The sequence below is a fragment of the Dyadobacter sp. CY347 genome, from assembly GCF_021502655.1.
GTDB lineage: Bacteria > Bacteroidota > Bacteroidia > Cytophagales > Spirosomataceae > Dyadobacter.
In genome coordinates this window covers 1,208,747-1,223,725 of record NZ_JAKFFT010000002.1, presented here as the reverse complement: position 1 = coordinate 1,223,725, position 14,979 = coordinate 1,208,747, and the positions used below count along the sequence as shown (strand labels likewise).

Here is a 14,979-nt window from a genome sequence, read left to right as displayed (position 1 = left end):
TTATTATTCTCCAAACAGAAGTGGACTCACCTCATCAAATACACATTGACAGACTTCTTTACTTCTTCCAAAGTTTGTTTTTGAGGTTCAAAACCCTGGGGAACGGGTTGTTTAGCGAATGTTTGCAAGTACAACACCCAGGCATCCCGCCACCAGATCGCTTCTCTCCGCTGAACCTTTAACCGCTCAGCGACATCGGTATAAACCTGCGGATCCAAGCCTGGTTTAGCCAGGTCCCATTGCTGCTGCATCCATTTCACAGAGTCGGCGCCAGTGTAAAAGCGCGTGCAAAGTTCTTCCCAGAGCGACCGTCCCGTGCTTAGTTTGTGATCCCAGCGCACATGATGAAACCATAACAGGTATGGAAGTGGCGTTTGGTCGGGGTTGTTCCATTTTTTCTGGACTTCCGGTCTGTACTGCGCCAGCGCGTTGCTTCCGGACGTGGTCCTGTCGAAGCCAAGCCCTGTGGAATCGGCGCGGTGGTAATAAACAGCAGTCCAGTCGGGCCGGGAGCCTTTATTTTGCCAGGGTTCGGGGGCGAAGTGGACGCCCATCCACGGACGTGAAAGACCGATCGGCGTGTTATAATCCACATATATTTCCCGCGATCTCAGCATGAATGACTTAATGTGCTCACCTGCTTTTTGATTTTGTGTCAATGTCAATGCAATCCATTCGCGTGCGATCTGCTCCGAAGTGAGCTGATGGTCCCAGCTCAGTCTGCCGAATGCATACCAGTTTGCCTGCGCCAGCGGATGTCCCGTCCAGTTCCGGCTGTTTCCCGTATTGGCCACACCCGCCATAAGCGTGCGTGTATAGCCGTGCAAACTTCCGTCGATAACCTTTGCAACAGTCGATCCGGCGCCATTCACATACGTGTCCGAATCCAGGCATTCTTTAAAAATGGGCGCTTCATATACGGCGTGTGTAGCAAAGCCAAGATATTCCTGCGTGATCTGGAATTCCATTCCCAGCGGCGTTTTCGGCATATTTCCGAAAAGGGGCGAAAAGGGTTCGCGCGGCTGGAAATCGATGGGGCCATTCTTTACCTGAACAATGACTTTTGGATCAAATTTTCCGTCCAGCGGCACAAATTCTTCATATGCTGCTTTGAAGCGATCCGCATTCGGGTCTGCTTTGTAAACAAATGCCCGCCAGACCACAATGCCGTCGTAAGGTTTGAATGCTTCGGCCAGCATGTTGGCGCCGTCGGCATGCGTCCGGCCGTAATCCTGCGGCCCGGGCTCCCCTTCCGAATTCGCTTTTACCAAAAATCCCCCAAAATCAGGAATTTCTTTATAAATTTGGGCAACCTTTTCTTTCCACCACGCGCGCACCTGCGGATCCAGCGGGTCGGAAGTGGTCAGTCCGCCGAGGGTCTTTGGGGCTGCAAAATACACCGACAGGTAAGTTTTGATCCCATATTTACGCATGACACTGGCCACGGCAGCCACCTTCACAATGTATTCCTGCGACATAAACCTGGCGCTTGCATTCACATTATTGAGCACAGTTCCGTTAATTCCCAAAGATGCATTCGCGCGCGCATAGTCGGTGTAGCGCGGGTCTACGCGCTCGGGCAGTTCATACCATTTCCAGAGCGATTGTCCCGCGTAACCACGCTCGATCGTGCCATCCGGATTGTCCCAGTGGTTTAGCATCCGGTAACGTACTTTCGGACTGCTTGCCATACTTAAACCCTTGATAGTCTGCTGCATTTGCATGTGTCTCAGCAAGGCAAATGTCCCGTAAAGGATTCCATTTTCTGATTTTGAACTAACAATAATATTCCCGCCCGAAAGCTGGATCCTATAACCTTCGCCTTGCTGCGTAGTATCTGCACCCGTTTCAATTCTCAGAACAATCCCTCCTGACCGGCCGGCAAAAGAGCTGGTCGCGCTGACCGACTTACCCAAAAGCTGTTTCAATCCAACTTGCAGCTCTCCGGATGCAGTCTGCACAATCTCGCCCTTCGCCGAACACCCAATGAATGTCGTGTATTTCAAATATTCTGACTTTACCGAAGCATTCGTAACCGGCTCATATTTAAGCCATAACCTGTATCCATCGTCTCCCTCGGAAGCCATCGCATCGGCGCCCGACGCATCGGCGCCCGACGGATCAGCTGCAAATGATTTTAAACCAATCAAAATACAGGCGAAGAATAAGAGCAAATGTCTTTTGGTCATGATGGGTATTTTTACAAAAAATTATTTCTTCACGTGCTGGATATGTTCTGCGACATTACGCATCGTATCGACGTAAATATCCTTCTCATTTTCTTTCAAATAATGCAGCAACTCACTATGCGCCTGGCTGGAAACGTTGAGTGCATGCTCCCCGCCTACTCCGTGAAAGAGAAAAACAAGCAATTTCCCGCTTTGCTGCGCTTGCTTCACCAGCCCGATCATTTCCTGCCCCGACTGTTCCACCATAGAATAGCAGTCGATGTCCATCAATTTTTGCTCTTTAAAAGTGTGCATTTCGTGCCTTACCGCTCTTGCGGCAATGAATTCGTCTGAAAGCGTTTGTATAAATTCGCCTTCGACCACTTTTTTATGCCCGCAAGTGAAGGCAAATGTGCGTTTATCCAAACCATCAATTGATTTCAAAAACGCATTGCACATCCTGATCTCGTCCTTGATCCGGGCCATACTATACTTGCTCAGATCATATTCAGGTTTTACCCAGCTCATGCCCGGTTCGGTTGCATCGCAGGGATGATAAAGCGTGTGATTACCCAGTTCGTGGCCATTGGCGGCGGCGGCGCGCCAGTCTTTGATCCGGTTGCGGGCGGCGTCCGACGAAGCGGTCAGGTAAAACGAGCCTTTCAAGCTCAGCGAATCCAGGGCAGGGATCACATTGTCCAGATGAACATTCAATGCGTCGTCATAAGTCAATACAACCGCGGATTTTTTACCTTTCCAGGGTTTGGTTTCATCCAACTGCTGTGAACCATCGGTCCGGAATGGTGATGCAGGAAGGTTGGCTGAATTGTAAAAATTGATTCCTTCGGGATTGTCCTGCCAGGCATAGCGCACGTATTTGGGCGTTTTGACCATTTCACTGCTTACCTCGACCTGATCTTTCCCGACGATCTTTGCCTTTGCCCAAACAAATTTCTCATCATCACCCGCAATTGCAAACCAGCGTAATGCTTCATCGTCCAAGGATTTAATGCCATCGGCTACATGGTCGAAAGTCAGAATAATCTTCTCGCCTACAACGCTTTGCGATTTCAGCGTTGGGCCGCTGTGCACCACATTTTTGTCTCCATAAGCCAGGTTTCGGGCTGATAGCGCCAGTCTTTTTCCAATGTCCTTTTTGTTCAATGGGTGAATGTCGTTCCATTCGCCCAGGTCCAGGGTTACGGTTACCGCGGTGTTTTTTAATGTTAATGCCCGATTCTGCGCTTCCCGAAGCACTGCCATGTTGCTTTCGGCGGGGGTGAAATCAATGTCTTGAAAATTAGGAAGTTGCACCACCAGGAAAGGCAGATTTTCGTCGTTCCAAAGCTTGCGTCGATCATTGATTAATGCGGGTAACAGCGTTTTGTAAGTATCCGGATGATCCACATTAGACTCACCCTGATACCAGAGAAATCCTTTCACTTTCACAGGCAGCACCGGCGCGATCATTGCATTGTAGAGCGCAGCTGGCTGGTTTTGGGCGACGAAAGGAGCTTGTTTGGCATTCGCCATTTTGACTGGTGAAAAAACCTTTCCAACCTTATACTGCCAGGTTCCTTTCAGGTCGACTTGCTCCTCATTGGTAGTCATGAAATAAGGCTTGTCCGGCACAAAACCACCTTTTCCAGCCGAATTCGTCACCCGGATCACGAATGTATTTTTGCCTGCTTTCAATAAACCCGCCGGAATTTCATAGCGGCGCGGCGGATACTGATAGGTAACATTCCCAATGCTCTTCCCATTGACAAACATTTCATCCGCATCCACAATGCGTCCCATATAAAGCTTTACCGGCTTCCCGATCCAGCTTTCGGGCACTTCAAATTCCCTGCGGAACCACACGACACCATTCAAATTTTTTAATCCCTGATCTTCCCAGTAACCCGGAATGTTGAAGTTCCGCCAGCCTTTGGGTGTGTACGTTTCGCTTTCCCAATGTTCGGTTAATCCCAAATCGGTTGACTCAGGCCGCTTTGGCGCGTTGTCCAAGTTGCTTTGCTTTCTGGCAGCGACGTGAGAAGTGTCTTTGTTTTGATTAATAACCTTCTGAATATCAGCGAAATCCTTGTAACCACCCTCGCTAATCCAGGCTTCAATGGGCGTGCCTCCTACTGCGCTGTTGATAATGCCGATCGGAACCTTATACTGATCATAAAGGTCTCTGGCAAAAAAATAGGAAACGGCGCCAAAATTGAGCACATCATTGGGATTGGCTGCCTTCCATTCGGCGTTCGGGAAATCTTGCTGCGGGCCGCTTAGATTGGTCAAGGTCGGGATAAAAAAATTGCGGATTTCGGGATAGTTGGCGGAGGCAATATCTTCGGCGAAACGCACCTTGACCCGCTCCATATTAATGACCATATTGCTCTGCCCGTTGCAAAGCCAAACATCCCCAAAAGCAACATTTTTAATCCTGATCTGATTTTTACCCTTCACCAACATTTCAAAACCCGTCCCGGCAGGTTGCGCAGGCAGCCGTATTTCCCATTTTCCATCCGCACCGGTCACAGCGCTTCGACTTTTGCCTTTGAATGTGAGGGTAACCTTTTCTTTCGGCGCGGCCCAGCCCCAAACCGTAATCGGCTGGTCGCGCTGCAACACCATATTATTTGATATCAGCTTAGGCAGGCGGATATCAGCAAACGCGTTGCCGGAAAGGAGGATCAGTAATAGTAGAAACTTCATTTTTCTAGAAATTCACAACGCCGTCAAATGCCTTCTTAGGTTTAAAATTCTGGTCAAAAAGCAGCGGGTAGTCCTTGCGGCCTGGCACGGGGAAATTGTCCAGCCAGGTGGTTTTATCCGAAACATTCCAGAATGTGACGCCGGTTATCGCTCCTTTGTGCTTTCTGAATGTATCAAAAATCATTTTGTAATGTGCTGACTGCTTTTGCTCCATTTCCGGCGAAAATGTACTTCCTTCGCCCTCCTTTTTTTGTCTTCGTTCATGTTCTTTGGGGTAAACCGAAACATCCAGCTCCGTAATCTGAACGGCCAGACCTAAGCTGGCAAACTGCATGATCGACTCTTCCAGCTCGGCCTGTGTCGGTTCATAAATTGACCAATGTGCCTGCAATCCTACGCCATGAATCGGGACATTTTTCTCTTTTAATTTTGTGACCAATTGAAAGATTTTTTTCCTTTTAACCGCGCTCTCCGTGTTATAATCATTGTAAAAAAGCTTTGCATCCGGATCCACGGCGTGGGCATATTCGAATGCTTTTTCAATGTAATCTTCGCCTATGATCTGGTAAAATTTGGATTCCCTGTAAATGCCAGTGCCCGTGTCGGGAACAGCCTCATTCACAACGTCCCAGGCGTAGATTTTGCCTTTGTAACGCGTCATAACATCCGTAATGTGCTGTTTCAAACGTGACAACAATTCTTCGCGTGAAACCTGTGCCCCGAGGGAATCGGTAAAAAACCATTTGGGCGTCTGGTTATGCCAGCATAGTGTATGGCCGCGCACCTTAATGCCGTTGGCTTCTCCGAATGCAACAATGGCATCCGCATCCTTCCAGTTGTAGACATTTTTTTCCGGATGGATCGGGCCCATCTTCATCGCATTTTCAGGAGTAATGCTGCTGAACTGCTGCTTGATCAGCTCCGCTTCCGGGCCGGCTACGCTTCTCGGTGAAACAGCCACGCCGATCGGGAAATAATCCTTATAAGCTTCTTTGAGCGACTTTTGCGCCAGAAGACTTGGTGACGAAAACAACGCCGCAGTGATGGCGAGTGATTTTAACCAGATTGATGATGAATGAATGGGCATGTTGATGAATTTTGAATGAGTGAATGAGTGAATGTTTAAACAACCAATGACCTAATGACCCTTTGACTCAATGACATTTTACTTAAACAGCACCTGCGAAAATACGTGCAGGTCGTGGCGCCAGACGGGCCAGGTGTGACCTCCACGGTATTCGCTGTATTGGTATTTGATGCCCAGCTCGTCATATTTGGAAAGCATGATCTTGCAGTTTTTGTAAGCGATATCTTCCTCGCCACCCATGGAGATCCAGAAGTTTTTGAGGTTGCCATTGATCGTTTTTGCATTGTCTTTGGCAAATGCATAATGCGGACCGGATAGGGCGTCATTATTGGCAAACCAACCGGAGCTGAATACACCCAGTGAGGAGAACATATCGGTGTTTTTAACTCCTGCATACAATGTCTGAATGCCGCCCATGGAAAGTCCCGCCAGTGCCCGGTGCGCGGCGTCGGCCTGCACGCGGAAGTTGCTTTCCACGAATGGAACTGCGCCTTGTTTCAGCTCGCTTTCAAAAATTTTCAGGAAACCGTCACCAGCCGTGGCCATACTGCCAGGTCCCATTGGACTGCCGAGATTTCCGTCCATCATGACTATCAGCATTGGTTTTGCTTTTCCTTCTGCAATGAGGTTATCAAGGATCAGGTTTGTTTTCCCTTGCGTTGCCCAGCCGCGCTGATCTTCTCCGCCGCCATGCAAAAGATACAGCACGGGATATTTTTCTGTCGACTGGTCGTAGCCGGGAGGCGTGTAGACGTACATTTCGCGCCATGAATTGCTGGCTTTGGATAAATATTTTTTGACGCGGATATCCCCGTGCGGCACATCACGCATGGCATAGTAACCACCATCGCGAAAGGGAATTTCAATCCCGCTCGCCATGCGCCCCATTCCATAAAATGACTCGCTCGCAGGATCAGCCAATGCAACGCCGTCGATGAGCAGCGAATAATAATGAAAACCTTCGCCGATAGAATCTGTCGTCACCGACCAGACGCCCGCTGTGTCTTTCACCATATCATACTTTTTGCCCAGATCCACCTGTACTTTTTGCGCATTAGGTGCCTTGGTGCGGAAAACTACCCGATTATCCGGGAGGATCTGCGGATATTTTGCATTGCGAATGTTGGTTGCGGCTGGTGATCCGAGAATGGTATATTTTGTTAAAGAAGGCACATCAACAGGTTTGAACAAAAACTGCGAAAACATGTACAAACCGTTTTTCCAAACCTTGAAATCGTGCACGCCCGGTTCGATGTAAAAGATGTGCGGAACATTGTTTTCAAACAGATAATCATGCGTGCGTTTGCTGAAAGTAATGAGCCTGTCCTCGTCGCCGCAGGAAATGAAAAGCAGTTTCAATTTCATTTTTGCTTCCTCCGGGTTAGGCATCAGCTCCGCAGGTGCCTTCGTGTTCGGTGCGGAAGAAAACCCTCCTACCCACGCAAACTGGTCCAGATTTCCCAATCCAAAGTTCAGCGACTGCCCGCCGCCCATAGAAAGTCCGGCAATAGCACGATGCTCCCGGTCTTTCCAAACGGGATATTTGCTTTCCACAAAAGGAATCAGATCTCTAAGCAGATCCTGTTCGAATGTAGCGAATGCAGCCACTTTGTCGGGAGCCATAATATTGCCCGTTGCCCTGTCATCCTTCATCGCCCGGCCATTCGGCATGACCACGATCATCGGTTCGATCTTCTTTTCGGCATACAAATTGTCCAGGATCAGCTGCGGGTTACCGCCTTTCAGCCACTCCTTTTCATCGCCGCCAATGCCGTGCAGGAGATAGAGCACAGGATATTTTTTCTTTTTATTAAAACCGGGAGGCGTATAAATCAGCGCTTTACGCTTGTTACCGACCGTTTTGGAATCATACTGAACCGTATCGATTTTCCCAGCAGCCACACCAGCCTGCCCTGTGTCGTAACCCTTCGGCATTTCTTTCAAAATCTCCTGCGCATGACCCACTAGCGTGAGGAGTGTGAGGCACATTATGATGGGTAAAAATCGTTTCATGAGTTTAAGAATGATATTGGTTCTGTATTAATAGATTGTTTTTTGCTACACTATGGCATTTGAAAAGAATCTTCCGGACGCAGACTCTGACTAGTGGCTGTTGGGAAATTGGAAGGAACTGGCAACGTCACTTTGCCTGTCGCCAGCCACTCTGCCGCCCTGACAACCGTGGTCTGATAACCAATGCAGCGATAGGCAGGCGGGTAACTCTCTCCCTTCCAAAGATGCCCCAAACTTGAATTGTAAACCCGCCCCTTACCATATTGCACAACCCATTCCACCGGCCAGGTCTGTTTAGTACTCGTGCTGTCGAAAGCACTTGACAGCACAGTAATGTTTTCTGCTGGTCCGCGAGGGAAATAGTAAACTTCCGTGTTGGCCGTCTGCCACTGATTGGGATATCCATTATTAATGGGGTGTGATGTCAGGACCTGGATCAATGCGTTGAACCTGTCGCCATGGCCAGTCCCTTTTCCTTCGTCCGGTGCGATCCGGGTAATTCTTTTTGTTGCATCAATTTCCAGCGCGTATCCTTCGGAAGCCCGCCGCCAACCCAGTCCTATCATTTTATCGTATTCTCTCCAATGCGAAAACGCATTGTTAGCTGAATGCAGAATGTACAAACCACCACCATTCCTGACATATTCTTCTAAATGCTTTTCGGCTTGTGTTGACCAGCGCAGATTGGGATTTTGAATGTTGTTCGTATTCTGAACGATCAATGCATACTTAGCGAAATCCGGGTTCCATGCGCTTCTTTCCAAACTATCCGCAGGAACTGTACTGACCTCCACCAAAAAACGTCCACTTTCTTCCAGTATCCATTTGGTTACGGCTGTGGTTTGTTTCCAGTCATGGTTACTGAAACCATCCACGATCAAAACGCGTATCGGTTTCGGTTTTTGAGCCAGGACACTCAGGGAAACAAATGCAGACAGCATCAAGACAAGACAATTTCTAAGCATAATCGTTATCATTAAATTAATCTACAAATCACCTGAAGCCGGTGTTGACCATCTGCACAAAGCGAAAAACCGCCTTCCCTATTCCAATGGCCCTATCAGCTCCACAAATGTTCCGTCCGGATCCTGAACCAGAACGAAGTGCGAATCTTTCGTCAGCGGCGTGGGCGTGCTTCCCAGGAAAGGCACTTTTTGTTCTTTTAGCCTGTCGATGATGGGTTTTAAAGCTTTAACCTGAATGGTAATGTATTGAGGACCATTATCGTCTTGTATGAATTTTGGCTTGGGATGGCTTGCCTTTTTGCCAAAACTCATCAGTTTCCAATCTGTGCCTTCGGGGCTGTTTTCCAGTTTCAGAATGTTTACTTCAACAGCTTCACCGCCTGTCAAACCTCCTCGTTTACCAAATTCAGCATTGATCGTAAAATTGCCGGTCTTGACCATACCGATTCCATTAACATAGAAATTCAGGGACTTCTCCATATCTGCCACCACGACGCCTACGCCGATGGACTTACTTTTAAAATTGGATTGCGCCTGAACGAGACTACCAAAGAGGCACGCAGTAATAATTAACAGATTCTTGATTGTGGACATTTTCATAGGTTATTTGATTGTTTTAAACATTGGATCATTTCCGCTGTATTTTAGATATTTAAATGAAGCGGAATTGCTCGCTTGGTCACCGGAAGACGTTGCGTACATACCAAACAAACAGCCAATAAAGCCGCCAGCGACTTCGGTGCTCAGGAATTTCGCGTCTACTTTGTCTTTCAACAACTCCCAGGAAGCGCCTTTTGAAAAATAGAAACTATATGTATCACCGTTTGCTACAATGCGCAGCTTAACTGGCTTGGAAGCGTCCGAAACGGGCATTTCAGAGAGTAATTCCATTTCCTTTCCGCCTGCACCGCTTTTGAAAAGCTGGATCATTGGCTTACCGTCCTTGATGGATTTGCTCAGAAAATAGAAATGCGACTCATCCTGGAAAATGGTAAGTCCCGCTTTTTCTTTTTCCGATTTGGGCGAAAAATTGAGCTCGGTTTCGGCGGTGCAGAATAAATGCTGCTGGCGTTTGCCGATGAATGAAGGGTTGCCGAATTCCATAATGGTTTCGGGTTTCAGCTTCATGGTCAGGCCATTTTGTTTTGATAATGAGAAGGAACTGCTATCGATAGTCCGCATGAAAAGCAACGCAGGATCGAGCTTGTTTTCGAATGTTAATGTATATGCAAAACTGCCTGCCTGCGGAAGCGCATCTTTTTGCTTCACTTCTTTATAGTTGACAGTATATGCGTAATCCACATTCTTGGTGGGCGGGTTGATCACCGGCCAGTCGTCTTTCCATTCCACGGGCGCGATGAACGTTTCGCGGCCTGTGTTGTAATAATTGCCTTCATAGGGACGCACGGCCAGGAAAATGGCGTAGGTTTTTCCATCCGGCCCATCCACAAACTGCGCGTGGCCGGCAGACGTGATCGGATCTTTACGGTCTTCGGGCAGTCCTTTTTGAGTTAAAATCGGATTGTTTTCATAAGGAACAAACGGCCCCCAAACCGACTTGCTGCGAAAAACAACTTCCGTATGGTTTACCGAAGTCCCTCCCTCTGCCGCATACAGATAATACCAGCCATTTCGCTTCATAATATGCGGCGCTTCGATCCAGACAGGCTTTTTGCTCAGATCCACGCCGCCGTTCACCAACTGTTTTTCTTCCCCGATAACCTGCAATGTGGCAGGATCAAGCTCATAAATGCGGATGGTCCTGTGACCGGAATACAAGGGTTTTCTGTCGGGCGCGTCGCTGTTGTAAATAATGTAGGCTTTGTTATCATCATCAAAAAACAACGAAGGATCAATGCCGCGCGCTTGCGGAATGCGGATCGGGTTGCTCCATGGGCCGGCCGGGTTTTTGGCTGTTACCACAAAGTTTCCGTCATGATCAATGTCCGTGCAAGTAACATAAAATGTGCCTTTATGATAGCTGATCGCCGGCGCAAAAAGTCCTCTGGTTAACTTCTCGCCCATAAAATCCATTTGTGAGGCGCGGTCGATGACATTACCGATCTGTTTCCAGTTTTTCAAATCCTTGCTGTGAAAAACCGGGATGCCTGGAAAGTAGGAAAATGTGGAGTTGACCAGATAGTAATCGGTTCCAACCTGTACCACGCTCGGGTCGGGATAGAAACCGGTCAAAATCGGATTGACCAATGTAGTCTTTTGTGCCCGCACCAGCTGCGTGCCGCATAGCAATGCAACCCAAATTGCAGTGATAAAATGTTTGGTCATTATATTTTGATCTTAATCAATGATTACTAATAACTTATTGACCGGCAAAGACATACGTCTTACCAGCCTGAGTTGGAATGTCGTAAAGGAATGTTGGCTTTAAATTCAATGCAGCTGGACCCGCCTTTGACGAAACAACCGCATTAGCAACTGCCTCAGTTTGGTAAAAAGCATTAGCATTCACCCCTGAGGCGATCTTCACCGGCTTGCCATTAGCCGCTTTTAACTCGTTCGGCGTGCGTAGTCTCAGGTTTCCACCCAGTTTTGATTTGACTTCCACCTTGGTCAGCTTTCCTGCTTTCCACTCCATATTCACGACTTCAAAACCACCTTGCGCGAGCAGTCCGCTGATATTTCCATTCTGCCAAACGTCCGGTAATGCTGGAAGCAAATGCACGGAACCGTCTGCGCTTTGCATAAGCATTTCTGTAATGCCTGATGTGCAGCCGAAGTTGCCGTCGATCTGGAATGGCGGGTGGGCGTCGAAGAGGTTGTTGTAGGTTCCTCCCCCTTCTTTGGATGTCCCTAAGGGCGAAAGCTGGCTTTTAATTAATGTAAATGCGTGGTTTCCGTCCTGCAACCTGGCCCACCAGTTCACTTTCCAGCCCATGCTCCAACCGGTTGAAACGTCGCCGCGGTGCAGCAATGTAGTCCGGGCGGCAGAAAAAAGTTCGGGTGTGCGATACGCTGAAATTTGGTCTGACGGAAACAAGCCGTATAGATGCGAAACGTGGCGGTGATGATCATTTGGATCGTCCACATCATCAAGCCATTCCTGCAACTGGCCGTGCTGGCCCACATGCATAGGCGGCAGGCGTTTGCGCATTTGTCGCAGCGAATCGGTGAATGGGGCGTCCTTTTTCAGGATTTCGGCTGCACGAATGGTGCTGCTGAAAACGTCGAATGCGATCTGGTTATCCATCGTGGTTCCGGCGTCCAGCGAAGAGCCTTCGTGCGCAGCAGGTGCATTTTCGGGAGAGCTTCCCGGATTGACGACGAGCCATTTGTATTTAGGATGTTCAATCAAAAAGTCAGCATAGAATGTGGCTGCGCCTTTCAATATTGGATAGATCTTGGCCAGATAAGCCTTGTCGCCGTGATAGAGATAATGTTGCCACAAATGCTGGCTGGTCCAGCCACCGCCTGCGATCCACATGCCCCAGAATGCGCCGTCAATGGCACCAGTTGCGCGCCAGATGTCGGTGTTATGATGCGCCATCCAGCCTCTTGCGCCGTACATGGTTTTGGCCGTTTCCTTTCCAGTTTGCGAAAGCTCTTCGACCATTTTGAGAAAAGGCTCATGCAGCTCGCTCAAATTCGTTCGCTCCGCGGGCCAGTAATTCATCTGCGCATTGATATTGATCGTGTATTTGCTATCCCAGGGCGGCATCATTTTATTGTTCCAAATGCCTTGCAAGTTTGCAGGCTGCCCGCCGGGTTGCGAACTGGAAATCAACAGATAACGACCATATTGATAGTAAAGCGTAACCAATTCAGGATCATTAACATTGCGGAAGTTTTTTAGCCTTTCATCCGTTGGTAACTTACCTAGATCCGTTGTGCCAAGATCAAATTTAACGCGGTTGAAATACTTTTGGTAAGCAGCAATGTGCGGGTTCAGAATGGCTGCGTATGATTTCGAAGCCGCTTTATCCAGATAGGACGCTGCGAGCGCGTTTTCATCACCGCCTACATCATTGTAGTTTTTAAAATTCGTCGCAATGGAAATGTAAATGGTCGCCGCGTTCGCTCCGGTAACATTCAATGCGGTATCACTGGCAGTCACATTGCCGCCTTCCGTTTTGATCCTGGTAATGCCTTTGAATCGAACCTGACCTTTGACACCCTCATGATCCTGGGTCGCTCCGGCAATGGTAAGGTCTTTCGAAGCAGTTGTTTTAGTCGTTTTGATTTTGTGCAAAGAGGCATAGGAAGCATCGAATGTCAGCTTGCCAGGTTTGTCGGCAGTAAGGCGGATCACGATCACGCGGTCCGGGAATGAGGCGAGCACTTCGCGGGTGTAGTTGACACCGTCGACCTGGTAAGTGGTTTTGGCTACTGCACGTTCAATGTCGAGTTCGCGGTAATAATTGGTAAAACTGTCGTGGCCCGGAAAAGTCAGCCGCAAGTCGCCCAGCGGCTGAAACATTTGTCCGTGTGATTTTTTGGTAATAATGGCTTTGTTGGCCAGCTTTTCGGCTTCCTTTTGTTTTCCGTCAAAAATCAATTTGCGGATTTCCGGCAACGCAACCAATGCATCGGGATTGTCGTTGCGATTCGGTCCGCCCGACCATAATGTATGTTCATTGAGCTGGATCGTTTCGTTCACCACATTACCATACACCATGCCGCCGAGCCTGCCGTTCCCGACGGGCAGTGCATTCTCCCAGGTTTTGCCGGAAGGTTGACTATACCAAAGCTTTTGTACACGCGGCGTCTGCGAATAACCTGCAACCGCCATGACCATAAAAAACAAAAAGGAAATTTTCCTCATAAACACACCAAATTTCAACTCAAATTAATGTGTCATCATGACACTTTATCGAATGCAATTTTATTAATTTATCTACAAAAAGCAAATTAATTTATGCTCAAAGTACAATAATGATCGAATAGCCAGCAAAGTATCATTGCATTTCGTCAGATCTTAACCGTTTTGCCACTCGCAGCCGATTTATAGATCGCCTCTACAACACGAATGTCACGCAGCCCTTCTTCACCGGGTGCGATCAGATTCGCATTGGTCATGAGCGCGGTGCAGTCTTCGTCCATTTGTTTGGCTTGCTGACTTTTGATCGGAAAGTTAATTACAGTCCCATCCGATAAGCTGCCCTTGTTGCCATTATAGCCCGACTGCGGTTCCAGCTTAGCCCAGCCTTTTTCATAGTTGACCTGCAAATAATTCATATTAATGCCAAAACTTGTCTGGCAGGATGCTTTGGCGCCGCTTGGAAAATCGAGCATGAACATCATGGTTTCCTCCACTTCCTTATAGATCTCGGGACGCGTTGTGGAAGCTTGCGCAAAAACGCTGATCGGCTCTTCTCCCGTTGCCAGTCTTGCACCTTGCAATGCATACACGCCCATATCCCCCATTACGCCGCCGCCTAAGGATTTTTTCTGTTTCCAATGGTCAGTCCGCGCATCGAAATAACCGGCTGCGCTCGTCACCATTTTCACTTTGCCAAATTTCGGTTCTTTGGCAATTTTCATAATGGCCTGAATGTTCGGATCGTGCTGGCAGCGGTAGCCGATGGCGAGTTTGACTTTGTTGGCTTTACAAGCCTGGATCATTGCTTCGCAGTCGGCAACAGACGGCGCCATTGGTTTTTCACAAAATACATGCTTACCAGCTTTGGCTGCCCTGACCACAAATTCCCTGTGCATAGACGGCGGCAAAACGACGTACACCACATCGATATCCGGGTTGTTGGCGATATCGTCGAAATTCTTGTAGTTGTAAATGTTCTTGTCGGGAATGTTGTACTTGGCTTTCCAGGTTTCTGCCTTGGCAGGTGTGCCTGTGACGATGCCGGCCAGGTAACATTTTTCGGTCATCTGGAGCGCGGGTGCAAGCAGGTCGGTGCTGTAATAGCCCAGGCCTACCAACGCAATGCCGAGTTTTTCCTTCTTAGGACCTGTGGATGCCAGCAGGGAATTCCCGGTAAATAAAGTTGCCGCACCGGCCAATGTCAATGTTGATAAGAAATCACGCCTTTCGATATGCATAATGATGTTTTTTTTAAATTGATAA

9 protein-coding genes are annotated in these 14,979 nt (G+C 48.3%); all 9 read right to left on the bottom strand.

The genetic code is table 11. From position 1 onward, the window contains the following. Positions 1-26: 26 nt before the first annotated feature. Positions 27-2,189 (bottom strand): alpha-glucuronidase family glycosyl hydrolase, encoded by a 2,163-nt coding sequence (locus L0659_RS05900; RefSeq protein WP_235124788.1) that lies wholly within the window; start codon positions 2,187-2,189, stop codon positions 27-29. Positions 2,190-2,210: 21 nt separating this feature from the next. After that, the gene (locus tag L0659_RS05890) at positions 2,211-4,874 is read right to left on the bottom strand and encodes a sialate O-acetylesterase (RefSeq protein ID WP_255726975.1); all 2,664 of its coding nucleotides are present in this window, start codon (positions 4,872-4,874) and stop codon (positions 2,211-2,213) included. Between the two features lie 4 nt (positions 4,875-4,878). Continuing rightward, a complete protein-coding gene (locus L0659_RS05885; RefSeq protein ID WP_235124786.1) occupies positions 4,879-5,961 on the bottom strand; it encodes an endo-1,4-beta-xylanase in 1,083 nt (360 codons plus the stop codon). Positions 5,962-6,039: 78 nt separating this feature from the next. Further along, positions 6,040-7,974 (bottom strand): alpha/beta hydrolase-fold protein, encoded by a 1,935-nt coding sequence (locus L0659_RS05880; RefSeq protein WP_235124785.1) that lies wholly within the window; start codon positions 7,972-7,974, stop codon positions 6,040-6,042. A 50-nt stretch (positions 7,975-8,024) separates the two neighbouring features. Further along, positions 8,025-8,915: a ThuA domain-containing protein gene (locus tag L0659_RS05875; RefSeq protein WP_235124784.1), complete on the bottom strand. Its 891-nt coding sequence runs from the start codon at positions 8,913-8,915 to the stop codon at positions 8,025-8,027. 102 nt (positions 8,916-9,017) lie between these two features. Further along, positions 9,018-9,533: a VOC family protein gene (locus L0659_RS05870; RefSeq protein WP_235124783.1), complete on the bottom strand. Its 516-nt coding sequence runs from the start codon at positions 9,531-9,533 to the stop codon at positions 9,018-9,020. Positions 9,534-9,542: 9 nt separating this feature from the next. Further along, on the bottom strand, positions 9,543-11,225 hold the full coding sequence (locus L0659_RS05865) for a glycoside hydrolase family 43 protein (RefSeq protein WP_235124782.1): 1,683 nt from the start codon (positions 11,223-11,225) through the stop codon (positions 9,543-9,545). 34 nt (positions 11,226-11,259) lie between these two features. Further along, positions 11,260-13,719, bottom strand: coding sequence for a glycosyl hydrolase family 95 catalytic domain-containing protein (locus L0659_RS05860; RefSeq protein WP_235124781.1), 2,460 nt, complete (start codon positions 13,717-13,719; stop codon positions 11,260-11,262). A gap of 146 nt (positions 13,720-13,865) precedes the next feature. Then, a complete protein-coding gene (locus tag L0659_RS05855) occupies positions 13,866-14,954 on the bottom strand; it encodes a Gfo/Idh/MocA family protein (RefSeq protein WP_235124780.1) in 1,089 nt (362 codons plus the stop codon). Positions 14,955-14,979: the final 25 nt, after the last annotated feature.